General features: G+C 73.6%; 22 protein-coding genes and 1 tRNA gene. 8 read left to right on the top strand and 15 right to left on the bottom strand.

The features are described 5' to 3' along the window. Positions 1-117: 117 nt before the first annotated feature. On the bottom strand, positions 118-1,257 hold the full coding sequence (locus tag ACGFZL_RS15435; RefSeq protein WP_393691864.1) for an ABC transporter ATP-binding protein: 1,140 nt from the start codon (positions 1,255-1,257) through the stop codon (positions 118-120). A 160-nt stretch (positions 1,258-1,417) separates the two neighbouring features. After that, positions 1,418-2,272 carry a hypothetical protein gene (locus ACGFZL_RS15430; protein WP_393691863.1) on the bottom strand — a complete coding sequence of 285 codons (855 nt, stop codon included), beginning with the start codon at positions 2,270-2,272 and terminating at the stop codon, positions 1,418-1,420. Between the two features lie 129 nt (positions 2,273-2,401). Here ACGFZL_RS15430 and ACGFZL_RS15425 point away from each other — a divergent pair, with 129 nt between their 5' ends. Next, the gene (locus ACGFZL_RS15425) at positions 2,402-3,616 is read left to right on the top strand and encodes an MFS transporter (protein WP_393691861.1); all 1,215 of its coding nucleotides are present in this window, start codon (positions 2,402-2,404) and stop codon (positions 3,614-3,616) included. 33 nt (positions 3,617-3,649) lie between these two features. Here the strand turns inward: ACGFZL_RS15425 and ACGFZL_RS15420 are convergent, their stop codons facing one another. The 5 genes from ACGFZL_RS15420 to ACGFZL_RS15400 form a co-directional block, all read right to left on the bottom strand. Further along, entirely contained in the window at positions 3,650-4,075 is a 426-nt protein-coding gene (locus tag ACGFZL_RS15420) for a hypothetical protein (protein ID WP_393691859.1), read from the bottom strand. Beyond that, positions 4,072-4,800, bottom strand: coding sequence for a phytanoyl-CoA dioxygenase family protein (locus ACGFZL_RS15415; RefSeq protein ID WP_393691857.1), 729 nt, complete (start codon positions 4,798-4,800; stop codon positions 4,072-4,074). The genes ACGFZL_RS15420 and ACGFZL_RS15415 overlap by 4 nt, the downstream gene beginning before the upstream one ends. Further along, positions 4,797-5,174: a hypothetical protein gene (locus ACGFZL_RS15410; protein ID WP_393691855.1), complete on the bottom strand. Its 378-nt coding sequence runs from the start codon at positions 5,172-5,174 to the stop codon at positions 4,797-4,799. The genes ACGFZL_RS15415 and ACGFZL_RS15410 overlap by 4 nt, the downstream gene beginning before the upstream one ends. 215 nt (positions 5,175-5,389) lie before the next feature. Further along, positions 5,390-5,923: a hypothetical protein gene (locus ACGFZL_RS15405; protein WP_393691853.1), complete on the bottom strand. Its 534-nt coding sequence runs from the start codon at positions 5,921-5,923 to the stop codon at positions 5,390-5,392. 55 nt (positions 5,924-5,978) lie between these two features. Continuing rightward, positions 5,979-7,208 (bottom strand): helix-turn-helix domain-containing protein, encoded by a 1,230-nt coding sequence (locus ACGFZL_RS15400; RefSeq protein WP_393691851.1) that lies wholly within the window; start codon positions 7,206-7,208, stop codon positions 5,979-5,981. A 263-nt stretch (positions 7,209-7,471) separates the two neighbouring features. Between ACGFZL_RS15400 and ACGFZL_RS15395 the strand changes: the two genes are divergently transcribed. Then, positions 7,472-7,545, top strand: a tRNA-Thr gene (locus ACGFZL_RS15395). A 39-nt stretch (positions 7,546-7,584) separates the two neighbouring features. Here the strand turns inward: ACGFZL_RS15395 and ACGFZL_RS15390 are convergent. Both ACGFZL_RS15390 and ACGFZL_RS15385 read right to left on the bottom strand, forming a co-directional pair. Continuing rightward, positions 7,585-8,151 carry a YdeI family protein gene (locus tag ACGFZL_RS15390; RefSeq protein WP_393691849.1) on the bottom strand — a complete coding sequence of 189 codons (567 nt, stop codon included), beginning with the start codon at positions 8,149-8,151 and terminating at the stop codon, positions 7,585-7,587. 25 nt (positions 8,152-8,176) lie between these two features. Beyond that, complete coding sequence (locus ACGFZL_RS15385) at positions 8,177-9,058, bottom strand: aminoglycoside phosphotransferase family protein (protein WP_393691847.1); 882 nt, start codon at positions 9,056-9,058, stop codon at positions 8,177-8,179. A gap of 87 nt (positions 9,059-9,145) precedes the next feature. Between ACGFZL_RS15385 and ACGFZL_RS15380 the strand changes: the two genes are divergently transcribed. Beyond that, positions 9,146-10,552, top strand: a complete 1,407-nt coding sequence (locus ACGFZL_RS15380; protein ID WP_393691845.1) for an NAD(P)/FAD-dependent oxidoreductase — start codon at positions 9,146-9,148, stop codon at positions 10,550-10,552. A 77-nt stretch (positions 10,553-10,629) separates the two neighbouring features. On the opposite strand, the gene ACGFZL_RS15375 is transcribed toward ACGFZL_RS15380, so the two are convergent. Together ACGFZL_RS15375 and ACGFZL_RS15370 are read right to left on the bottom strand one after the other, a co-directional pair. Further along, on the bottom strand, positions 10,630-12,132 hold the full coding sequence (locus tag ACGFZL_RS15375) for an MFS transporter (protein WP_393691912.1): 1,503 nt from the start codon (positions 12,130-12,132) through the stop codon (positions 10,630-10,632). A gap of 182 nt (positions 12,133-12,314) precedes the next feature. Next, positions 12,315-13,283, bottom strand: coding sequence for a zinc-binding dehydrogenase (locus ACGFZL_RS15370; RefSeq protein ID WP_393691843.1), 969 nt, complete (start codon positions 13,281-13,283; stop codon positions 12,315-12,317). A gap of 263 nt (positions 13,284-13,546) precedes the next feature. Between ACGFZL_RS15370 and ACGFZL_RS15365 the strand changes: the two genes are divergently transcribed. Continuing rightward, positions 13,547-14,047, top strand: a complete 501-nt coding sequence (locus tag ACGFZL_RS15365; protein ID WP_355172678.1) for a hypothetical protein — start codon at positions 13,547-13,549, stop codon at positions 14,045-14,047. Positions 14,048-14,096: 49 nt separating this feature from the next. Here ACGFZL_RS15365 and ACGFZL_RS15360 read toward each other — a convergent pair whose 3' ends face one another. Further along, complete coding sequence (locus ACGFZL_RS15360) at positions 14,097-14,780, bottom strand: pentapeptide repeat-containing protein (RefSeq protein WP_393691841.1); 684 nt, start codon at positions 14,778-14,780, stop codon at positions 14,097-14,099. A 70-nt stretch (positions 14,781-14,850) separates the two neighbouring features. On the opposite strand from ACGFZL_RS15360, the gene ACGFZL_RS15355 reads away from it, so the two are divergent. Further along, on the top strand, positions 14,851-15,843 hold the full coding sequence (locus ACGFZL_RS15355) for a GNAT family N-acetyltransferase (RefSeq protein WP_393691839.1): 993 nt from the start codon (positions 14,851-14,853) through the stop codon (positions 15,841-15,843). 6 nt (positions 15,844-15,849) lie between these two features. Here ACGFZL_RS15355 and ACGFZL_RS15350 read toward each other — a convergent pair whose 3' ends face one another. Next, positions 15,850-17,256, bottom strand: a complete 1,407-nt coding sequence (locus ACGFZL_RS15350) for a M1 family metallopeptidase (RefSeq protein WP_393691837.1) — start codon at positions 17,254-17,256, stop codon at positions 15,850-15,852. A 59-nt stretch (positions 17,257-17,315) separates the two neighbouring features. Further along, positions 17,316-17,888: a heme-binding protein gene (locus tag ACGFZL_RS15345; protein ID WP_393691835.1), complete on the bottom strand. Its 573-nt coding sequence runs from the start codon at positions 17,886-17,888 to the stop codon at positions 17,316-17,318. Between the two features lie 218 nt (positions 17,889-18,106). Between ACGFZL_RS15345 and ACGFZL_RS15340 the strand changes: the two genes are divergently transcribed. Together ACGFZL_RS15340 and ACGFZL_RS15335 are read left to right on the top strand one after the other, a co-directional pair. Beyond that, positions 18,107-19,321 carry a sensor histidine kinase gene (locus tag ACGFZL_RS15340; protein WP_393691833.1) on the top strand — a complete coding sequence of 405 codons (1,215 nt, stop codon included), beginning with the start codon at positions 18,107-18,109 and terminating at the stop codon, positions 19,319-19,321. Continuing rightward, positions 19,318-19,977, top strand: coding sequence for a response regulator (locus tag ACGFZL_RS15335; protein ID WP_393691831.1), 660 nt, complete (start codon positions 19,318-19,320; stop codon positions 19,975-19,977). Before ACGFZL_RS15340 ends, ACGFZL_RS15335 begins: the two co-directional genes overlap by 4 nt. A gap of 33 nt (positions 19,978-20,010) precedes the next feature. Here ACGFZL_RS15335 and ACGFZL_RS15330 read toward each other — a convergent pair whose 3' ends face one another. After that, positions 20,011-20,586: a TerD family protein gene (locus ACGFZL_RS15330; protein ID WP_355172410.1), complete on the bottom strand. Its 576-nt coding sequence runs from the start codon at positions 20,584-20,586 to the stop codon at positions 20,011-20,013. A 175-nt stretch (positions 20,587-20,761) separates the two neighbouring features. Here ACGFZL_RS15330 and arfB point away from each other — a divergent pair, with 175 nt between their 5' ends. Next, positions 20,762-21,199, top strand: coding sequence for an alternative ribosome rescue aminoacyl-tRNA hydrolase ArfB (gene arfB / locus ACGFZL_RS15325; protein ID WP_355172408.1), 438 nt, complete (start codon positions 20,762-20,764; stop codon positions 21,197-21,199). Positions 21,200-21,235 lie beyond the last annotated feature (36 nt).

Raw genomic sequence — 21,235 nt, 5'->3', positions numbered from 1 at the left:
GGAAGGGGTCCCCGATGGGGTAGAGGGTTGACGCACACTGCTCGAAACGTCCGGTGTGCCGGGGTATCACCGGCACACCGGACGTCTCTGGAAACGGGGCCGAACGGGGCCGTCGGCTCAGTCGGTGAGGCGCTCGCCCGTCGACGTGGAGAAGACGTGGGTCTCGCCCGGGCGCGGCACGACGTGCAGCGTGGCGCCCTTCTCCGGCACCTGGCGGCCGTTGACGCGGACGACCAGGTCCTTCTGCTCGCCGCCGACCTCGGCGGTGCCGTAGACGTAGCCGTCGGCGCCCAGCTCCTCGACGACGTTCACCGAGACGGCGAGGCCGGCCGGGGCGTCGGCGGCGTCCTTGGTCAGGGTGGTGGCGGCCGAGCCGCCGCCCAGCTCGACCACGTCGAAGTGCTCGGGGCGGACGCCGACGGTGACCGTGCGGTCGCCCCTGTCGGCGGCGGCCTTGAGCGCGTCGCGGTTGACCGGCACCACGCTGTTGCCGAACTTCACGCCGCCGTCGGTGATGGGCACCTCGACCAGGTTCATGGCGGGGGAGCCGATGAAGCCGGCGACGAAGAGGTTGGCGGGGCGGTCGTACATGTTGCGCGGGGAGTCGACCTGCTGGAGCAGGCCGTCCTTCAGCACGGCCACCCGGTCGCCCATCGTCATGGCCTCGACCTGGTCGTGGGTGACGTAGACGGTGGTGATGCCCAGGCGGCGCTGGAGGGACGCGATCTGCGTACGCGTCGACACGCGGAGCTTGGCGTCCAGGTTGGAGAGCGGCTCGTCCATGAGGAAGACCTGCGGCTCACGGACGATCGCGCGGCCCATCGCGACGCGCTGGCGCTGACCGCCGGAGAGGGCCTTCGGCTTGCGGTCCAGGTACTCGGTGAGGTCGAGGATCTTCGCGGCCTCCTCGACCTTCTGCCGGATCTCCGCCTTGTTGACGCCGGCGATCTTCAGGGCGAAGCCCATGTTGTCGGCGACGGTCATGTGCGGGTAGAGCGCGTAGTTCTGGAACACCATGGCGATGTCCCGGTCCTTCGGCGGCAGGTGCGTGACGTCGCGGTCGCCGATGCGGATGGCGCCGCCGTTGACGTCCTCCAGACCGGCGAGCATGCGCAGCGAGGTCGACTTGCCGCAGCCGGACGGCCCGACCAGGACGAGGAACTCGCCGTCCTCGATCTGGATGTCGAGGGCGTCGACGGCGGGCTTGGTCGAGCCGGGGTAGACCCGGGTCGCCTTGTCGAACGAGACAGTGGCCATGGTGAAGGCCCCCTTCTACCGGCAGGAACGTGCCGGACGATCCGTTGTAGGAAGGTGGTGGTGTAGTCCACACGGGTGAACTGGGTCAGGACGGTACCTGGCGTTCACCTGGATGTCAGTACCTGGGCCGGTGCGAACTTCGCGATGATCTTCGAGGGTGCTAGTGCGGTTCATCGGCAATGCGTAATGCAAGGTCGTGGGCGGACGGGCACGTCTCGGGAGGCGCGGCCATGGCGGTACGCAGGATGGAGAGCAAGGCGGGCCACTGCGGGGCGAGTGTCGGTGGCAGCTGCCCAGCGGCGATCAGCTGGCGGGCCCTGGGGCCTGTGATGGGGCCCTCGTCGTTTGCCGCGGCGCTGTAGTCGAAGGGCCACCTGCCGGTGGCGGCACGCCAGAGGGCCGCGGCAAGGGTGTAGGTCTCCGCAGCCGGCGTGACCTTGACCGGGCGGTGGCCGGCTTCGATCTCGGCGGCCAGTCCGGGGGCCAGGAGGTGGGGGAGGCCGCCTTGGAAGGTCCTTGAGGGGGTGAGGCAGGGAGAGGCGGCCCAGGTGCAGTCGATGAGCTGGACGCCGGTCTCTGTGTGGATCGCGTGATCCGGTTGAAGGTCGCCGTGGACCCAGCCCTGTCGGTGGAGGTCGGCGACGGCGTGGCACAGGTCGACGGCTGCGTTCCGGGCCTCCTCCGTTCCTTGGTGGGTGGTGCGGACGGTGTGGAAGACATCCCAGGTGGACGGGCCGTCGTGCCATGGGTTGATCAGCCAGGAGGTGGTTCTGGTGCTCCCGGAGGCGATGAGCGGGCTGTGGCCCGGCATGTGTTCGGCGACCGTGATCTCTCGGGAGGTGATCAGGGCTCCTTCGTCCCGGCCCGCCTTGAGCGCGACTGAGGCGGCTGGGCCGGTGCCCCTCCAGACGGTGGACCCTCGGCGGCTGCTCACGATCTCCCAGACCACCGGTCGTCCGCAGTGGGATTCGACGAAGGCCGTGGCCTCACTGGGAATCCTGATTTCTTCGGACATCGACTGACTCTCCTGTCGTGGTGCTCTAGGGTGACGTGCCTTCCCGGTGCTCCGTTGTGTGGCCGGGTTCTGTTCGTTCCTGGACCGGTGGTGATCTTGGGTTACGTGCGGCTGCTGCGGAGCCGGTCCGTGCTCACGCTGTGGGCGGGGCAGGCTCTGTCGGTCTTCGGGGACCGGCTGTACGCGATGGCGGTCATGTGGATCGCCTTCGAGGAGTCCGGGGCGTTCGCGATGGGCCTCGTGGCGATCGCCGAGTCCGCCCCGTACATCGTGCTCGGCACGGTTGGGCGCCGCCTCGTGGGCCGGTTCGGCTCGCTCAGGGCGCTGGCCGCGATCGACGTCGTGCGGGCCGGGCTCGTGGCCGTTCTGCCGTTGGCGTGGGTGCATCTCGGGTTGGTCGGGGCGCTCGCGCTGGTGCTCGTGGCCGGGTTCGCGGGAGCCGTGTTCGATCCGAACCTCGGATCGCTGACGCCCGAGCTGGTCGAGCAGCGGGACGTCCAGGCGGTCAGCGGACTGATGGACCTGTCGGGCCGGATCGCGCGGATCGCCGGGCCCGGCGCGGCCGGGCTGCTGCTCGCGGTCATGCCGATGACCACCCTGTTCTGGCTGGACGGAGCCACCTTCCTCGTCTCCGCCGCCGCCCTCGCTCTCCTGTCCCGTAGCGGCCCGACAGTGCGGCAGGACTACGCTCCGGAGAAGGAAACGGCCCCGGCACAAGCCCGGATGCTGCTGCGCTCGCGGCCGGACACAGCCGTCGCCGTCGGCATCCACGGCGTCGGCATCGCTGCCCAAACCGTCGCCCTCGCGCTGCCGGCCTTCATCACCCTCCAACTGGGCGCCGGAGCCGGGACGTACGGAGCCGCGCTCGCCGCCACGGGCGCTGGAGCCCTCGCGGCGAACGGTCTCGCCGGGAACCTCCGGCTGCCGTCCAACCTGCCGGCCTTCTACTGCCTGGCCTGGGCGGTCTCCGGAGCGGCCCTCGCCGCGATCGCGCTCGCCGGATCGGTCCCGGCGCTGCTGGCGTTGTCCCTTCTGCTGGGGTCGGTCAATCCGTTCGTGCAAGTCACTCTCATCACTCACCTGTCGGGCTTTCCTCCAGCCCATCGGCTGCGTCTGATGTCTGTGGACCTCACGGTCATCCGTACCGCCGGGACGGTCTCGATGCTGTTCGTACCCGCGCTCGCCGCCAACCGTCCGGGCCTCGCCTTCGCCGTAGCCGGCCTCGGCTTGGTCGGCGTCGCACTGCTCGGCGCGGTCCTCGCTGCCCGCTGGTCTCCCGTCGGTTCCGGACTCGTCCAAGAACCCGTCGGGGCGGGCGCGAGCGAACGGGCCCGGAGCCGCTAGCTGCCCCGGGCCCGCTCATTCGCCGGCCGTTCGTCAGGCGATCAGCCGCCAGTGGGAGACCTCGATGTTCTCCAGTGGGATGCCGAGGTCCTTGTAGATGCGCTGGTGCATCACGCCGAACCAGGCGTCCCGCCGGTCGGTGAAGAACTCCTCGTCGTACCAGGCGACACCGAGGATGACCGTGCCGCCGCCGTTGGCGTTGTCCTGCTCGGCCTCGAAGTACGTGGCCTGCCAGTCCCAGAGCATCAGCTCGTCCGGGCGCTCGCGCAGCCGCCTGTCCGACTCCTCCAGGGCCTCGATGCAGCGGCGGGCGGTCGACTCGTCCGGGCAGTAGTAGGTGCACTCGCTGCGGAGGGCCGGCTTCTTGTCGCCGCGGCGGGCGGCGTCGGTGTCCTCGCCGTTCAGAACGCGGACCCGCGCGGGTGCGTCCTGGGCGAGGAACTCCTTGAGGATGGTCACGGTGGTGCACTCCTCTCGTTGATGGATCTCGTGGATGGGTGGAGCTGCCAGCCGGTCCCGGAGACCGGGTACAGGCTGGGGTCTGAGCCGTCGCGGACAGTGCAGCCGCCAGGCGCAACGAAGCGGATGTTGAGGCCGATGCGGACGTCGGCCCCGGTGTTGGAGGCCGAGCTGTGGACGAGGCGGACGTCCATGAGGCAGCCGTCCCCGGCCTGTGAAGGCAGCGGACGTGCCCCGGACGGGTCGACGCCGACGATGCCGAGAGCCCGGCCGCGCATGGCTCCCGCGTCCGGCTCGGCGTCGTAAGCCAGGTAGCCGCGCCGCTGGGAACCGGGGAAGACGCGGAGACAGCCGGTGGTCTCATCGGCGTCGGTCAGAGCCAGCCAGGCGGCGACCGAGCGACGCGGATCGAGAACGATCCGGTCGTTGATGCCGTCCTGGTGCCACGGGACCTCGAAGGACCGGCCGGGCCACTTGATCACCAGGAACGTGTTCTCCACGGCGATGGCCGGCCCGAGGACCCGGCGTACGGCGCTGAGAAGGGCCGGGGAGCGGACGGCGTGGCGGGCCCACTCGGCGGTCAGGTGCGGATTGCGGACGACTTCCGTGCCATCGGCCCGGTAGGCGGCGGTCAGGTGGGTGGCGCGGGCGGTGGCGGCGGCCCGTGTGGCCCATCCCCTGACCCTGCGCACTCCGTCGGGGCCGAGCGGCCCGAGGCCGATCACAGTTCCTCTCCCTGCTCGACGACTGGGGTGAGCTGCCGCAACTGCCGCACGAAGTGGGTGCCGACCATCCACGGCATCCGCGGGTCGCTGAAGCGCAGCGTCCATTCGACCGGGGAGGCCAGGAGTCTCGGTGGACGGTGGAGCGTTCCGTGGACTCCGACGATCTCGGCCTCGGCGGCGAAGAAGGCCCGGTATCCGACGTCCGACCGGGGCGGCGCGGAGTGCCGGAGGCAGACAGGCGGCTCGGTGGTCATGGCGCCCTTGGGCCGGCTGTCCCACCGGTGACCGCTCGTCGGGAACGGCAGTCGCCACAGGACGCCCGCCTTGGACCGTCCGGTCGGCGCCGAGCAGACCAGGCACAGCAGCTGCTCCATCGCTGTCCGTTGGGATACGGCCCCGGTGTCGGTCCGGCTCCGGAGTACGCCCTCGACCGAGCGGTCCTCGTCGCGCTCGCCGGCGTAGGCGAGACCGCGCGGGGCGCGCAGGAGGAGCGGCTGCGCCAGGAGCCTGTCCGGCCCTCGGGCGGTAGTGGTCGGGAGGGTTGTTCGGTGCCTGGTGGCGGGGGATGGCGGCACGGCGGCCGGCGCAATCACGGCCACTCGGTGGCCAGCGGCGTCGAGGAGCTGCCCCGTGGTGGTACGCAACGCCCAGGCGGGACCGATCCGACCGGCGAAGGTGAGGAACTCCCGCCGAGGGCGTTCTCGTGCTTGTCGAGAAGGCGGCAGGTCTGCGCGTACAGCCTCTCGAGCTCGACCCCGGTGAGGACAAGGGCCCCCTCGCGGGTGGATCCGTCCTCCAGGCGGAACTCCACGGGCACCGAGCCCTGGCGGGCGCGCGGGTCGTAGACCGCGTCCCGGCCGGGCAGCAGCGTGACGTGGGTGACCTGCGCCGGCACCGGGCGCAGCGTCGTGCCGTCCGCCGGCGCGGACCAGGTGGGACCGCCGCCGGGGGGTCGCAGGTGATAAGTGGTGGCGGAGTCCTCGCCAGGGAGGGTGACCACGACGCCGACCCGGCCGCTGCGAGCGGTGTCGGAGGCGAGGTCCCCGAGCTGGGGGAAGAAGGGAGCCGCTGACCTTAACTCGGCCCCTTGGTCGGGGAGATGGGGAAGGTGTCGTCCGGTCATGCTCCGAAGTTAGGGACGGCCGTGCCCCTGAATATGAGCCGGAGGAATACGACCCCTATCCGTCCAGGTGGAAGCGGTCGGACATGCGCCGCAACTTCTCACGTGTGGCTGCCCGTTCGGCGTAGACGATGCTGCGGAGCGTGGAGCGGGCGATGGGGTGATTCCTTACGAGCTGGGGTGCGATCCGTTCGGCGGTCTCCAACTCGACGAGAGCCTGGTCTCGGTTGCCGTCCCACAGCCACGCCCGTGCGATGTCCATGTGGTGATGCCCCTGACGGGAGTTGGGCAGGACGCCGACGAGCTCCGGGCTCGTGCGGCGGTTCATCTCCAGAGCCCTGCCCTGCCGGCCCATCTCCAGAGCGACGCTGATGGCGTGGATCTGCACGTTCCCGGCGGAGAACGTCAGTGAGTGCCTGTCGTACACCGGAGCCCCGACGTAGGCGTCCATCCGCTCGGCGGCATCCTTCGCGTACCCGATCCGGTCCTCCGCCTCGGACGCACGGCTCGCGCGGGCGGCCGAGACCGCTGCCCGTAGCTGGAGCGTGCCCCAGGCCCGTACAGCCAGCGGGTCACCGTCCTCGTACGCCTGCTGCACCGATCCGATCGCCTTGTCCGAGAGCGTCAGTGCGTCTGCCCAGTCCGCCGTCGCCCACATGTCCCACACCCGCATCCAGTCCGCGACCGCCGGCAGCACCGGGTCCCCGGACAGACGGGCCGACCACGCCGCCCGCTCACAGGCCATCGCGACCAACTCAGGGTGGCCAAGCGAGTGTGCGGCGGTGTGAGCGAACTTGCAGCACACCGCGTAGATCGCGTACGCCTCCTCCCGCTCATGCCCCTCGGACACCTCCGCCAAGGCCCGCGCCTCGCGGAACACGTCCGGCAGGACGCGCAGGATCGCCACGTTGGCAGCGGTGTCCCGGAGCCGGTGGAGCCGGGTCACCTCTCGCCACAGCTGAGAGGCCGGCCGCGGCGTCCCGTCGAACACCGGGGTGAGGTCGTAGCGGCGCAGCTCGCGCAGGATCGACGAGGCCGCGACCTGCCACTGGTTCTCGTCGGGGGAGCTGTTGTACGGGCGCCCGATCAGGTCGTTCGGGTGGACGTGGAGCTCGGAGGCGACCTGGTTGAGCAACCCGACCCGGTCCAGCTCGATCAGGCCCCGCTCCATCTTGGACACCCAGCCCTGCGACTTGCCCAGCGCCGTCGCGAGGTCCGCCTGTGGCATCCCGAGGCGAAGCCTCGCCCTGCGGACGCGTCGGCCGATCTCCTCGGCCTCCTCCAGCATCAGGACACCTCCCCAACCGTCGGACCTCCGCGCGGAGTGCGCCGGTCTGTCCGTACAGAGTTCGTCACCAGCACGGTACCGAGGACACCGCCTGAGCGTGTGGGAGTTGCCAGGCGGGATGGGCGGGCCGCGCTTCCGGCTCACTGGTGGTGCCTCGTTCCTTCGGGAACGAGGCGAATGTCCGGTGAGGGAAGCTCGTGGCCCGGGGGCGGAGCCCTGTGTACAGTGGAGCCGATTTCGCGCATGGCCTTGACATGCGCGTCGCCTCCTTAGCTCAGCTGGTCAGAGCGCCGCTCTTGTAAAGCGAAGGTCGTCGGTTCGAATCCGACAGGGGGCTCCCGGGAAGGCCCAGGTCGGAGTGGTTCCGAGCTGGGCCTTACGCGTGCTTCAGGTCGCGCAGCGCCCGTTCCAGGCGCAGGCGTCGGGTCTCCGGGGTCGGGGCCTGGAGGAGGGGGAGCAGGACGAGGTAGCGGGCGGTGCGGTCGAGGGTGTCGAAGGCCGTGCGGGCCGCCGGGTCCGCGGCGAGGGCCGCCGCGAGGTCGTCGGGGACGGTGGCCGCCGCCTGGGAGGCGTAGGCGCGGTCCCAGCGGCCGTCCGCCTGGGCGCGGCGGATCTCGGCGAGGCCGGGTTCGCGCATGCGGCCCGCGGCCGACAACGCGGCGATCTTTTCGACGTTCACCTGCGACCACAGGCTCCGTGGGCGGCGGGGGCCGTATCGCTGGAGGTAGTGGCGGTCGTCCAGGCCCCGGCGCTGCCCGGAGATCCAGCCCCAGCACAGGCCGACGTCGACCAGTTCGTCGGCGGTGACCGACGCGATGCCCGACGCCTTCTTCGCGAGCTTGATCCACACGCCCTCGCGGCGGGTGTGGTGCTCGGCCAGCCAGTCCTCGAAGGCCGCCGCGTCCGGGAACGCGACGACTTCCACCCCGCCCAAGTCCTCCATGGGCGGCAGGCTAACCCGGTCCAGGTCAGGGCAGGAGGAGTCGGGCGATCTCGAGTTGGGGGGCTTCCAGGGGGTCGCCGTCCTCGATGGTCCAGAGGGAGTTCTGGAGGACGCGGCCGAGCGTCCAGGCGCGGGCCCTGGCGCGGTCGAGGGCGAGGATGTCGGTCATCGCGTCGAAGCGCCAGCGGGTCTCCGCCGGGTCGTAGCGGTTGTCCAGGGCGGGGAGCAGGTCGAAGGACGGGTCGCCGGCGAGGGGCTTGGGGTCGATGGCCAGCCAGGGGGCGCGGGCGGCGGACAGGACGTTCTCGTAGTGCAGGTCCCAGTGGAGGAGGCGGTCGCCGGGGGCGGCGACGACCTCGCGTACGGCGGCGGCGCAGGAGGCCAGTAGGCGGCGGGCCTCGGGGTCGGGGACGCGGGTCAGGGCCCGGGGGGTCCGGTCGAGCATGGCCGCCGCGATGTCGCCGAGGCGGTGCATGCCGGGTGGGGCGGGGGTGGTGGTGAGGTGGGCCAGGAGGCGGGCGATGACCTGGACGGCCTCGCGGGTGTCGGGGACGTGGCTGAGCATGCGGGTCGCGTCGAGGCGCTCCAGGAGCATGGTGCCGGTGGGCGGGTCGTGGTCGAGGAGGCGGACCGCGCCGTCGCCGTTCCAGAGGCGCAGGGCGATCGGTTCGCCGATCGACTCGTCGTCCAGGAGCTGGAGTTTGAGGGCGGCCGGGGTGTCGTCGGTGCGGCGGACGACCGGGATGACCAGGGCCGAGACGCCGTGCATGGGGGCGCCGTCGGGGCGGAGGTCCCAGCGGTGCAGGAAGTCGGCCGCCAGGGCGGGGAGCCCCGCGACGAAGGCCCGGCCCGCCGCGCCGTTGAACTTGGCCTGGGCTCGGGCGAGGGCGTCCGGTACCTCGATCATGTGGGGTGACGCTAGCCGCGCAGGGTGCCGGAATCCAACGAAATCCGAAGGAGACAGGGGCCGCGCGGGCGGGTTAGCGTCCCGTGCATGGACAGCTCTACCAGCGGTGTCGTGAACGGTGGCGTCTCCTACTGGTACGCCGACGACGGTCTGCCGGGGGTGCGGGAGCCGCTTGCCGGGGACGCCTCGGCGGACGTGGTGATCGTCGGGGGCGGGTACACCGGGTTGTGGGCCGCCTACTACCTGAAGAAGGCGGATCCCTCGCTGCGGGTCACCGTCCTGGAGCAGCGGTTCTGCGGGTACGGCGCCTCGGGCCGCAACGGCGGCTGGCTGTACAACGGCATCGCCGGGCGGGACCGGTACGCCGCGCTGCACGGGCGCGAGGCGGCGGTGCGGCTCCAGCGGGCGATGAACGAGACGGTGGACGAGGTGATCCGGGCCGCCGGGGCCGAGGGCATCGACGCGGACCTGCACAAGGGCGGCGTCCTGGAGGTGGCGTGCACCCCGGCGCAGGCCGCGCGGCTGCGGGCGTTCCACGAGGCGGAGGCGGCCTTCGGGGAGGACGACCGGGAGCTGTACGGGGCGCGGGAGACGGCCGAGCGGATCCGGGTGGCCGGCGCGGTCGGCTCGTCCTGGACGCCGCACGGGGCCCGGCTGCACCCGGTGAAGCTGGTGAAGGGTCTCGCGGCGGCCGTGGAGCGGCTGGGCGTCACCCTCCACGAGTCGACGCCGGTGACCGAGATCCGGCCGCGGGCCGCGGTGACGCCGTACGGCACCGTGCGGGCGCCCTACGTGCTGCGCTGCACGGAGGGCTTCACCGCCGCCCTGAAGGGCCAGCGCCGCACCTGGCTGCCGATGAACTCCTCGATGATCGCCACCGAGCCGCTGACCGACGCGCAGTGGGAGGCGGTCGGCTGGGCGGGCCGGGAGACGCTGGGCGACATGGCGCACGCGTACATGTACGCGCAGCGCACCGCCGACGGCCGGATCGCGCTGGGCGGGCGCGGGGTGCCGTACCGCTTCGGCTCGCGCACCGACAACGACGGCACCACCCAGGCGGCGACCGTCGAGGCGCTGCGTGAGATCCTGGTCCGCTTCTTCCCGGCCCTCGCCGGGCTGCGGATCGACCACGCCTGGTCGGGGGTGCTCGGCGTGCCGCGCGACTGGTGCGCGACCGTCACGCTGGACCACGCGACGGGCCTGGGCTGGGCGGGCGGCTACGTCGGCTCCGGCGTCGCCACCGCCAACCTGGCCGGCCGCACGCTGGGCGACCTGGTGCGCCGGGACGCGGGGCGGGGTGGGGAGACCGAGCTGACCGGGCTGCCGTGGGTGAACCACCGGGTGCGGCGCTGGGAGCCGGAGCCGCTGCGGTGGCTGGGGGTGCAGGGGATGTACGCGGTGTACCGGGAGGCGGACCGGCGGGAGCGGGTCACGCACAGCGTGCGCTCGTCGCGGCTGGCGCGGGTGGCGGACCGGGTGGCGGGGCGGGGCTGACCCCGCCCCACCGGGGCGGCGGAGGGCCGCTCGGCCCGCCGGCTCCCGCCCCCCTCAGCTCCCGCCCCCTCCCCGGGTCAGCCCACCGGCTCCGGGACCGGGCTGCCGGTGTGGGCGCCGTGCTTGGGGGCCTTCGCGTTGACCAGCAGCCCCGCCACCAGGCCGGCCAGCAGCATGACGCCGGCGGCGATCCAGATGGCCGTCGTGTAGCCGTGCACGACGCCCTCGGGGATCACGCGGGCCCGCTGGGAGGGGTTGGTGAGGTGGGCGGCGATGTAGTTGGCCGAGCTGGTGGTGGCGATGGTGTTGAGCAGCGCCGTGCCGATGGAGCCGCCGACCTGCTGGGAGGTGTTGACCGTCGCCGAGGTGACGCCGGAGTCCTGCGGGGCGACGCCTGCGGTGGCGGTGGAGAAGACCGGCATGAAGGTGAGGCCCATGCCGAGGCCCATCAGGATCAGCGCGGGCAGGATCTCGGAGGCGTACTCCGAGTGCACGGTCAGCTGGGTGAGGATGACCATGCCGCCGGAGGCGAGGAGCATGCCGGGGACCATCAGCATGCGCGGGCCGACGTGGTTGAGCAGCCGGGCCGAGATCTGCGTGGAGCCGATGACGATGGCGGCGGTCAGCGGCAGGAAGGCCAGGCCGGTCTTGACGGGCGAGTAGCCGAGGATGACCTGGAGGTAGTAGGTCATGAACAGGAACAGCCCGAACATGCCGATCACGGCGAGCATCATCGTCAGGAAGCAGCCGGCGCGGTTGCGGTCGCGGATGATGTGCAGCGGCAGCAGGGGCATCGGGGCGCGGGTCTGCCACCACACGAAGGTGGCGAGCAGGACCACGCCGGCCGCGAAGAGCCCGAGGACCAGCGGGTCGCTCCAGCCGCGCGGCTGGGCCTCGCTGAAGCCGTAGACGAGGGCGACCAGGCCGCCGCAGCCGAGCAGGACGCCGGGGACGTCGAGGCGGGCGCCGGCGTGGCCGGGGCGGTCGTGCAGCAGGCTGAGCGCGCCGACGACGGCGATGACGGCGATGGGCACGTTGACGTACAGGCACCAGCGCCAGTTCAGGTACTCGGTCAGGACGCCGCCGACGATGAAGCCGATGGCCGAGCCGCTGCCGGCCAGGGCGCCGTAGATGCCGAACGCCTTCCCGCGCTCCCTCGGGTCGGTGAAGGTGGTCGTCAGCAGGGACAGCGCGGAGGGCGCGAGGACGGCGGCGAAGACGCCCTGCAGGGCGCGGGCGCCGAAGAGCATCGCGGAGTTGGTGGCGGCGCCGCCCAGCGCGGAGGCGGCGGCGAAGCCGATCAGGCCGATGACGAAGGTGCGTTTGCGGCCGACCAGGTCGGCGATCCGGCCGCCGAGCAGCAGCAGGCCGCCGAAGGCGAGGGTGTAGGCGGTGATCACCCATTGGCGGTTGCCGTCGGACATGCCCAGGGCGCGCTGCGCGGAGGGCAGCGCGATGTTCACGATGGTCGCGTCGAGCACGACCATCAGCTGGGCCAGCGCGATGATCACCAGGCCCCACCAGCGGCGGGGGTCGGGCTCGGGGGTCGCGGCCGGCTCGCCTGTCCGGGTGTCGCTCATTCGGCCAGAAGACCATGGATCGGGACGTATCGCATCTTCGTTCCCCACGCTGTCGGTTGCGCCGTGCGGGTGGTCGGCGCCGTGCGGGTGGTCGGCGGCGTGCCGGGCGGTGTGGTGACCGGTGCCGTGGCCGGTGTACCGGGTGCCGTGCGGGTCGGCGTGCTTGCCGGTGTGCTTGCCGGTCATGGTTCGAGGACCACCTTTCCGATGGTGCTGCGGGTCTCCAGCGCGTGGTGCGCGGCGGCGGCCCCGGCGAGGGGGAAGCGGTGCAGGGCGGGCGTGAGGCGGCCCGCGGCGGCTTCGCCGAGGGCGCGCGGTTCCAGGGTGCGGGCGGCATTCGGACCGCCGGTTCGCGTCGTCATCGCGGGCCCGAGTACCCGTTCGGAGACGCCCTCCACGGCGTACGGCTCCGGTGCGCCGGCCGAGCCGTACACCAGGTGCCGGCCGCCGGGGCCGAGCAGGGCGACGGCCGCGCGGGCCGCGTCGCCGCCGACGCCGTCGAACACCACGGTGGCGGCGGCGGCGCCGAGGCGGGCGCGGACCTCGGCCGGCCAGTCGGGGGCGGTGTAGTCGACGGCGTGGTGGGCGCCGTTGGCGGCGACGCGGGCGGTCTTCGCCGGGCCGCCGGCCAGGCCGACGACGGTGGCGCCGGCGTTGCGGGCGTACTGCGTCAGCAGGGTGCCGAGCCCGCCGGCGGCCGCGAGGACGACCGCCACGGCGCCCGGTCCGAGGTCGGCGAACCGCACGATGCCCAGCGCGGTGCGGCCGGTGCCGATCATGGCGACGGCGGCGGCGAAGTCCAGGCCGGCGGGGATCTCGTGCAGCCGGGCGGCGTCGGTGACGGCCAGTTCGGCGTAGCCGCCGGGCGCGAAGCCGAGGTGCGCGACGACGGGCTTGCCCAGCCACTCCGGGCCGGTCCCCTCGCCGACGGAGTCCACGACGCCGGCGACCTCGCGGCCGGGGACGGTGGGCAGCGCGACCGGCTCGGGCAGCGGGCCACGGGCGCCGGTGCGCAGGAGGGTGTCCAGGAAGTGGACGCCGGCGGCGCGTACGGCGATCCGGACCTGGCTGGGGCCGGGGCTCGGGTCCGGGGCCTCCTCCAGGACGAGGTTCTCGGCCGGGCCGAAGGCGTGCAGGTGGACGGCGCGCATGAGGGCTCCCCGTGGGTGCGTGACCGGTGCGTCCCGGCCCAGTCGACGACCTCGACCGCGCTCGAGGTCAAGCCGGCCCGGCGGCCTCGCCGTGCGCCGTGACGCCATGCCGGCCCGGCGGCCTCGCCGTGCGCCGTGACGCCATGCCGGCCCGGCGGCCTCGCCGTGCGCCGTGACGCCATGCCGGCCCGGCGGCCCCGCCGTGCGCCGTGACACCATGCCGCCCCCGCGGCCCCGCCGCGCGCCATGACACCATCACCTGCGTGCTCGACATCGGCTACGCCCTCTCCACCCGCTTCCCCGACCCGCCGCAGACCGACTACCGCCGCGCGGACGTGCGGGCGCTGCGGCACGACCTGTTCGCCGGGGACGTCTACCTCGCGGACACCAAGGAGGACCGGGAGATCTCCACAGCCTGGGGATGGGTGCCGGTGCTCGACTTCGCCTGGGCGCTGTGCGACATCGTCGAGCGGATCGACCGGGACCCGGCGGGCTCCCGCGCCTCCCGGCCGCAGCGCGCCGAGCTGGACTTCACGGAGTCCAGCGACCGGCTCCTCTTCGAGCGCCGCTTTGGGTGGGTCGACATCGAGGGGGAGTGGCTGCCCGCCGCCGAGGCCCCGCTCTCCTTCTCCCACGCCGAACTGCGCCGCGAGGCCCGCGACTTCCTGCACGACCTGCTGGCCGACCTGACGGACCTGCACGAGGAGCTGGGGGAGAACCCGGCGATCTGGACCCTCCAGTCCCGCTTCCCGCGCCTGCCCTGACCCCGGGCCGCCAAAGGATGGCGGGCCCCCTATGCCCCCTCGCCCGCCCCTACGCCCCCTCGCCCACCACCCGCACCCCCAACTCCGCCGCCAGCACCGGCGCCAGGTCGAGCAGCTGCCCCGGGCTGATCACCGCCCCGGCGAGCCGCGCCACTCCGCGGGCCACCTCAAGCGGCGCGGCGCCCCGCAGGTCGACGTCGGTGAGGGTGGCCGCGCTCAGGTCCGCCCCGGTGAGCGCGCAGCCCACGAACGCCACCCGCTCCAGGCGGGCCCCGCCGAAGTCCGGCTCGGCCAGGACGCAGCCCTCGAAGACGACGTCCTTGAGCCGGGCCCCGCGCAGGTTCAGGTAGTCGATCTTGCCGCTGCGCACCAGCACCCGCTCCAGGACCGCCCCGTGCGCCTGCGTGCCGCCCAGCCGGGCGTCGACCAGCTCCACATCGCGCAAGGTCGCCTCCGCGAGGTCCGTCCCCACCCCCCGCACGCCGGTGAGCACCGAGTCGAGCAGCCGGGCCCGCCGCAGCGCCGTCTCGTCCAGCGCGCAGCCGGTCAGCGCGCAGTCCATGAAGCGGGCGCCCGAGCCGTCCTGGCCGCGCAGGTCGGCGTCCGCGAACTCCAGCCCGTCGTAGTCCCCGTCCGGCTCCAGGCCCGTCCCGCCGTACGGCCGCAGCGGCGGCAGCCGCACCTCCGGCCGCCGCGCGCCCCGCACCGCCCCCGCCGTCGTTCTTCTCGCCATGCCCCCATGCTGCACCCCGCCACCGACAACGCCCCCGCTGCTCCCCGGATCGGCGCGATAGGTTGCCCGCGTGATCCTCACCCCGCTCCCCGCCGGCCCGGACCACGCCCTGCCCGGCGACCTCCTCGGCGAACTCACCGCGCTGTACGCCTCGAACCGCGACTTCCACGCCCTCGGCGGCGACTTCCCCGACCCCGACCACCTCACCCCGGAGCAGGTGGCGGCGGCGCTCGCGGACGAGCTGGCGGTCCCGGGCGCCCGGGTGCTGCTGGCGCGGGACGCCGGGCGGCTGGTCGGGCTCGCCGTCACGCTGGCCCGGCATCCCGACCCGGCGGCCGAGCCCGACCCGTGGATCGGGCTGCTGATGGTGGACGGGGCGCTGCGGCGGCAGGGCTGGGGCCGGCGGCTCGCCGGGCTGGTGGAGGACCGGCTGCGGGCCGCCGGACGCACCGGCGTGCGCCTGGCCGTCCTGGAGGGCAACACCGGCGCGCTCGCCTTCTGGCGCGAGCTGGGCTACGAGCCCGTCGGCCACCGGCCCGACCTCCAGGGCGGGCGCCCCTGCACGGTGCTGGCCAAGTCGCTGCGCCGCCCGCCCACCGCCCGCCCCGGCGAGCTGGCCCGCACCCCGCGCCGCGCCGCCCGCGTGGTGGTGACCGATCCCGAGGGCGCGGTGCTGCTGCTGCGGTACGACAACGTCGAGGTCGGCGTGTACTGGTCCCCGCCCGGCGGCGGCCTGGAGGCCGACGAGTCGCCCCGCGAGGGCGCCCTGCGCGAGCTGGCCGAGGAGACCGGCTGGGCCGACCTGGCGCCGGGCCCGCTGCTGTGCACCTGGGAGCACGACTTCACGCACCTCGACGTCGGCCCGGTCCGCCAGTACGAGCACGTCTACCTCGCCCGCGGCCCCCGCCGCGACCTGGCCGAGGCCCAGGTGGCCGCCGCCCACGCGGCGGACGGCATCCTCACCTGGCGCTGGTGGACACCGCGCGAACTGGCCGCCGCCGAGGAGGCGCTGTGGCCGCCGGAGCTGCCCGCGCTGTTGGAGGCGCTGGGGGACACGGCTTAGGGGGGCTCAGGGGTGATCGGGCTTGCCGTCCCCGTACAGCCAGTCCTTCCAGATCCCCGAGAAGTCCTCGTCCGGCGCCGACCTCTCCACGTAGGCGGTGAAGTCGTCGGTGTCCGCGTTGCCGTGGCGGTGGGCGGCGGGCCAGCCGCGCAGCAGGGCCCGGAAGGCGTCGTCGCCGACCTGCTGCCGGATCTTGTGCAGGACCATCGCGCCGCGCTCGTAGACGGGGTGGTCGGAGACGCTCGCCGCGTCGGGCGGGTCGGCGGGCGGGAAGGACCAGATCTCGTCGTTCTCGTCGGCGTCGTCGAAGTACTCGTCGGCCCAGACGGCGTCGAAGCTGTCCTGGGCGCTGTCGCCGCCGTGGTCCTCCTCCCACAGCCACTCCGCGTAGGTGGCGAAGCCCTCGTTGAGCCACATGTCGCGCCAGGTCTTCGGAGTGACGGAGTCGCCGTACCACTGGTGGGAGAGTTCGTGGACGAGCAGCCCGACGCTGGGGGCGCCGGGGAAGTAGGGGCGGTTCTGGGTCTCCAGGGCGTAGCCGCTGTCCTCGGGGCGGTCGACGATCGCGCCGACGGAGGCGAAGGGGTACGGGCCGAAGTTCTGCTGCTCCCAGTCGACGATCTCGGGGAGCCTCGCCAGGTTGGCCCGGCTCGCGGCGGCCTGGGTGGGGTCGACGGCCGTGTACACCGGCAGCCCCGTGCCGGTGGTGGTGCGGCGGACCTCCCAGCGGCCGACGGCGACGGTGGCGAGGTAGCTGGCCATCGGCTCGGCGGTGTGCCAGGAGAACGTGGTGCGGCCGTTCGCCGTGGTCTGCCGGGTCAGCTCGCCGTTGGAGACGACGCCCAGGCCCTCGGGCACGGTCATCGCGAGGTCGTAGGTCGCCTTGTCGGAGGGGTGGTTGTTGGAGGGGAACCAGGCCATCGAGCCGACCGGCTCGCCGAGTCCGGCGGCGCCGTCGGCGGTGGGCAGCCAGCCCTCCTCGGAGTCGTCGGCGTCGGTCAGCGTCTGCGGCCGGCCTGAGTAGTGGACGGTGACCCGGAAGGTCTCCCCGTCGGCCGGCTCCTCGGCCGGGCGGACGGTCAGCTCCTGACCGGCGTGCTGGAAGCGGGCGGCTCGGCCCTCGACGGTGACCTTGTCGACGTCCAGGCCCTTGAGGTCCAGGTCGAAGGCGGAGAGGTGCCGGGTGGCGCGGGCGGTGAGGGTGGCGGTGCCGGTGAGACGGCGGTCGGCGGGGTCGTAGGCGAGGGCGAGGTCGTAGTGGCCGACGTCGTAGCCGCCGTTGCCCGCCCTGGGGAAGAGCGGGTCGCGCACGCCCGAGCCGCCGGGCCGGCCGCCCACCCCGCCGTCGCAGCCGGTCAGGGCGGTCAGGGCGGTGGCGGTGGCGGCGGCGAGGAGCAGGCGGGCGGTGCGCACACCGGTGATCCTATGGGGCGATCATCGGACAGAGCCCGACGAAGCGCCGTGCGCCTCGGTCAGCGGGACAGCGCGTCCGCGCCCGCCCTGGCGAACTTCTCGTCCTGCGTGCCGGAGGGCGCGCCGGCCACGCCGATGCCCGCGATCGGGGCGTTGTCCGCCGTGACGGGGACGCCGCCGGCCAGGAAGAGGGTGCCGGGGATGTCCTTGAGGTTCGGGGTCTGCGCCAGGCGGCCGGCCAGCTCGGAGGTGGGCGCGTTCCAGGAGACCGCGGTGAAGCCCTTGCGCTCGGCGGACTCGTAGGACTGCGGGCCCGCGCCGTCGCCGCGCAGGGTGACGACGGTGTTGCCGTCGCGGTCCACCACGGCGACCGTGACCCGCTGGCCCTCCTTCTCGGCGGCGTCGAGCGCGGCGTGCGCGGCCTTGGCGGCGGCGTCGACGGTGAGGCGGGTGGCGGTCGTGGTGGTGTGCCGGCCGGCCGACGGGGCCTTCGCGGGGGCGGCGGTGACGGAGGCGGGGGCGGCCGGGGCGGAGGCGTTCGCGGCCACGGTGCCGAAGGTGGCGGCGGCGACGGCGGCCACGGCGGCGCCGCCGGCGGCGAGGCGGGCGCGGCGGGAGAGGGTCTTCTTCATGCGGGTGGCTCCTCGGTTCGGTCGGGGTGGGGGCTGCTGTGTCCGCTCTCCACCCTCCGCCCGGAACGGGGCGGGGACCGTCGGCGGTAAGGCCGGTGCCGGGCGGCGGTACGGACGATGCGGGGGTCGTCCGATCGGACGACACGCGCGGTCCGCCGACGGGTGATGATGGGAGTGTTTGCGCACTTCGGGACAGCGAGAGGGAGGAGGCGACGCGGATGCCGACGCCCACGTGGACGCGGATGCCGACGCCCACGGAGGCGACGCACGCCCCCGACGCCCGCTGGTTCGCCGCCGTCGTGCACGCCGCGTTCCTGCTCCTGCTCGGCGGCGCCCTGGCCCGCTTCCTGCTCCACCACCCCGGCGAGCCCCGCACCCCCTGGGTGCTCGCCCTCTCCGTGGCCCTGGCCCTGCTCCATCTGCTGGGCCCCGCCGCGCACCCCGCCCCCCGGCGCGCGGCCTGGCTGGGGGCGGTGGTCGCGGTGTGGATGGTCCTGGTCGTCCTCGCGCCGAGCTTCGCCTGGTGCGCGGTCCCCCTCTTCTACACCGGCCTGCGCACCCTCCCGGTCCGCGCCTCGCTCGCCCTGGTCGCGGTGCTGACGGTGTTCGTCGTCGGCGCGCAGCTCCGCCTCGCCGGCGACTTCGACCCGAACCTGCTGCTCGCGCCGCCCGCCGTCGCCGCCCTCGCCACCGCCGTCTTCCTGCGCGGCGAGCGGCAGACGGCCCGGCAGCGCGCCCTCATCGACGACCTGCTGCGCACCCGGCGCGAACTCGCCGCCGCCGAGCGCCGCGAGGGCACCCTCGCCGAGCGGCAGCGGCTGTCCATGGAGATCCACGACACCCTCGCCCAGGGCCTGTCCAGCCAGCGGATGCTCCTGCAGGCCGCCGAGCGGATCTGGGCGGGGGATCCGGACCGGGCCCGCGCGCACGTCCGCTCCGCCGCGTCCGTCGCCGAGCACAACCTCGCCGAGGCCCGCCGCTTCGTGCACGACCTCGCGCCGGCCGACCTCGCCCGCGGCGGGGGCCTCGCGGCGGCGCTGCGGGCGCTGGCGGCACGGGAGTCCGGCGCCGGTCTCGCCGTACGGGTCCGGGTGGACGACGGCGGGCGGGCCCCGCTGCTGCCCGACCCGGTCCAGTCGGCGCTGCTGCGCATCGCGCAGGGCGCGCTGGCCAACGTGCGCGAGCACGCGGGCGCGTCCTCCGCCGCGCTGACCCTGACCCTCCTGGACGACCAGGCCGTCCTGGACGTCGGCGACGACGGGCGCGGCTTCGACCCGGCCGCGCTGCCCGACGCCCCGGACGGGACGCGCGGGCACGGGCTGCCGGCGATGCGCGCGCGGCTGCGTCAGCTGGGCGGCACCCTCACCGTGGAGTCGGCGCCCGGCGAGGGCACCGTCCTGTCCGCCGCCGTACCCCTGGAGCCCGCCCCGTGACCGACGCCACCGGCCCCGCCCGCCGCCCTCGCCCCGTGCGCATCCTGGTCTGCGACGACCATGTCGTCGTCCGCGCCGGGCTGCTCGCCCTGCTGGACAGCGCGCCCGGCATCGAGGTGGCGGGGGAGGCGGGCACGGGGGAGGAGGCGCTGGCGCTGGCGGCGCGGCTGGCGCCGGACGTGGTGCTGATGGATCTCTCGCTGGGCGGCGGCATCGACGGCGTGGAGACCACCCGCCGCCTCACCGCGGGCCCCGGCCCGAACCCGTACGTACTGGTCCTGACCACCTACGACACCGACGCCGACGTGACCCGCGCCATCGAGGCGGGCGCCACCGGCTATCTCCTCAAGGCGGAGCGCCCCGAGGAGCTGTTCGCCGCCATCCACGCCGCCGCCGAGGGCCGTACGACGCTGTCGGCGCCGGTCGCCGGGCGGGTCCTGGCCGGGCTGCGCAGCCCGCGGCCCGCGCTGACCGGCCGGGAGCGCGACATCCTGGCCCAGCTCGCCACGGGGCTCGGCAACCGGGAGATCGCGCGGGCCCTGTTCATCAGCGAGACCACGGTGAAGACGCACCTGCGCCGCATCTACGACAAGCTCGGCGTCGACACCCGGGCGGGCGCGGTCGCGGTGGCGAAGGAACGCCGGCTGCTGCCCTAGGGGTTCCTCCCCAGGGCAGCACACACGCGTCCGTCAGACGTTGACGCCGAAGTCCTGGGCGATGCCCGTCAGGCCCGAGGCGTAGCCCTGGCCGACGGCGCGGAACTTCCACTCGGCGCCGTTGCGGTACAGCTCGCCGAAGACCATCGCCGTCTCGGTGGCCGCGTCCTCGGAGAGGTCGTAGCGGGCGATCTCGGTGCCGCCGGCCTGGTTGACGATGCGGATGTAGGCGTTGCGCACCTGGCCGAAGTTCTGCGAGCGGTTCTCCGCGTCGTAGATCGACACCGGGAAGACGATCTTGTCGATGTCGGCGGGCAGGCCCTCCAGGTTGACGTTGATCGCCTCGTCGTCGCCGGCGCCCTCGCCCGTGCGGTTGTCGCCGGTGTGGACGATGGTGTTGTCCGGCGTCTGCTTGTTGTTGAAGAAGACGAAGTGGCCCTCGGAGTAGACCTTGCCCTGCGTGTTGACCGCGATGGCGGAGGCGTCGAGGTCGAAGTCGGTGCCGGTGGTGGTGCGGACGTCCCAGCCGAGGCCCACGGTGACCGCGGTGAGGCCCGGAGCCTCCTTGGTGAGCGAGACGTTGCCACCCTTGGACAGGCTTACTGCCATTGTCGGGAGTCCCTTCCTGAAGTGTTCTTGCGCTGGCACGAAAGGTACAGCTACCTCCATGAACGCCGAGAGGGGTCCGCAAGGTTCCGCCCGGCTTTACTTTCTTTACCCGACCGCCCACCCGACCGCCGCGGACGGGATATTCGGGTGACGTGGGAGCGGCCCGGACGGGAACATGGAGGGCATGTCCGGTCCCCATGTCATCCGCGGCTCCGTCTCCCTCCCGGAGGCCGAGCTGGTCTGGCGTTTCTCGCGCTCCTCGGGGCCCGGCGGACAGCACGTCAACACCACCGACTCCCAGGTGGAGCTGCGCTTCGACCTGGCCCGCACCGAGGCGCTGCCCGAGGTCTGGAAGCGGCGGGCTCTTGAGCGGCTGGCGGGCCGGCTGACCGACGGCGTCATCGCGGTACGGGCCTCCGAGCACCGTTCGCAGTGGCGCAACCGCGAGGCCGCCGCCGTGCGCCTCGCGGCGCTGCTCGCCGAGGCCACCGCGCCGCCGCCCCGTCCGCGCCGCCCCACCCGCATCCCGCGCGGCATCAACGAGCGCCGGCTGCGCGAGAAGAAGCAGCGCTCGGACACCAAGCGGGGCCGCTCGGGGCGGAGCTGGGAGTAGCCCCAGGGCAGTGGCCCCGGGGCAGTGGCCCCAGGT

Origin of the sequence: Streptomyces sp. NPDC048182 (genome assembly GCF_043202555.1) — a bacterium.
In the GTDB taxonomy this organism is placed as follows: domain Bacteria; phylum Actinomycetota; class Actinomycetes; order Streptomycetales; family Streptomycetaceae; genus Streptomyces.
This window is presented reverse-complemented; position numbering and strand designations above follow the sequence as displayed.

Excerpts from the sequence above, each read along its gene's own strand:
- ACGFZL_RS15435 (WP_393691864.1), bottom strand. The coding sequence starts at position 1,257 with ATGGCCACTGTCTCGTTCGACAAGGCGACCCGGGTCTACCCCGGCTCG.
- ACGFZL_RS15430 (WP_393691863.1), bottom strand. The coding sequence starts at position 2,272 with ATGTCCGAAGAAATCAGGATTCCCAGTGAGGCCACGGCCTTCGTCGAA.
- ACGFZL_RS15410 (WP_393691855.1), bottom strand. The coding sequence starts at position 5,174 with ATGGAGCAGCTGCTGTGCCTGGTCTGCTCGGCGCCGACCGGACGGTCC.
- ACGFZL_RS15405 (WP_393691853.1), bottom strand. The coding sequence starts at position 5,923 with ATGACCGGACGACACCTTCCCCATCTCCCCGACCAAGGGGCCGAGTTA.
- ACGFZL_RS15400 (WP_393691851.1), bottom strand. The coding sequence starts at position 7,208 with ATGCTGGAGGAGGCCGAGGAGATCGGCCGACGCGTCCGCAGGGCGAGG.
- ACGFZL_RS15390 (WP_393691849.1), bottom strand. The coding sequence starts at position 8,151 with ATGGAGGACTTGGGCGGGGTGGAAGTCGTCGCGTTCCCGGACGCGGCG.
- ACGFZL_RS15385 (WP_393691847.1), bottom strand. The coding sequence starts at position 9,058 with ATGATCGAGGTACCGGACGCCCTCGCCCGAGCCCAGGCCAAGTTCAAC.
- ACGFZL_RS15380 (WP_393691845.1), top strand. The coding sequence starts at position 9,146 with ATGGACAGCTCTACCAGCGGTGTCGTGAACGGTGGCGTCTCCTACTGG.
- ACGFZL_RS15375 (WP_393691912.1), bottom strand. The coding sequence starts at position 12,132 with ATGAGCGACACCCGGACAGGCGAGCCGGCCGCGACCCCCGAGCCCGAC.
- ACGFZL_RS15370 (WP_393691843.1), bottom strand. The coding sequence starts at position 13,283 with ATGCGCGCCGTCCACCTGCACGCCTTCGGCCCGGCCGAGAACCTCGTC.
- ACGFZL_RS15360 (WP_393691841.1), bottom strand. The coding sequence starts at position 14,780 with ATGGCGAGAAGAACGACGGCGGGGGCGGTGCGGGGCGCGCGGCGGCCG.
- ACGFZL_RS15345 (WP_393691835.1), bottom strand. The coding sequence starts at position 17,888 with ATGAAGAAGACCCTCTCCCGCCGCGCCCGCCTCGCCGCCGGCGGCGCC.
- ACGFZL_RS15340 (WP_393691833.1), top strand. The coding sequence starts at position 18,107 with ATGCCGACGCCCACGTGGACGCGGATGCCGACGCCCACGGAGGCGACG.
- ACGFZL_RS15330 (WP_355172410.1), bottom strand. The coding sequence starts at position 20,586 with ATGGCAGTAAGCCTGTCCAAGGGTGGCAACGTCTCGCTCACCAAGGAG.
- arfB (WP_355172408.1), top strand. The coding sequence starts at position 20,762 with ATGGAGGGCATGTCCGGTCCCCATGTCATCCGCGGCTCCGTCTCCCTC.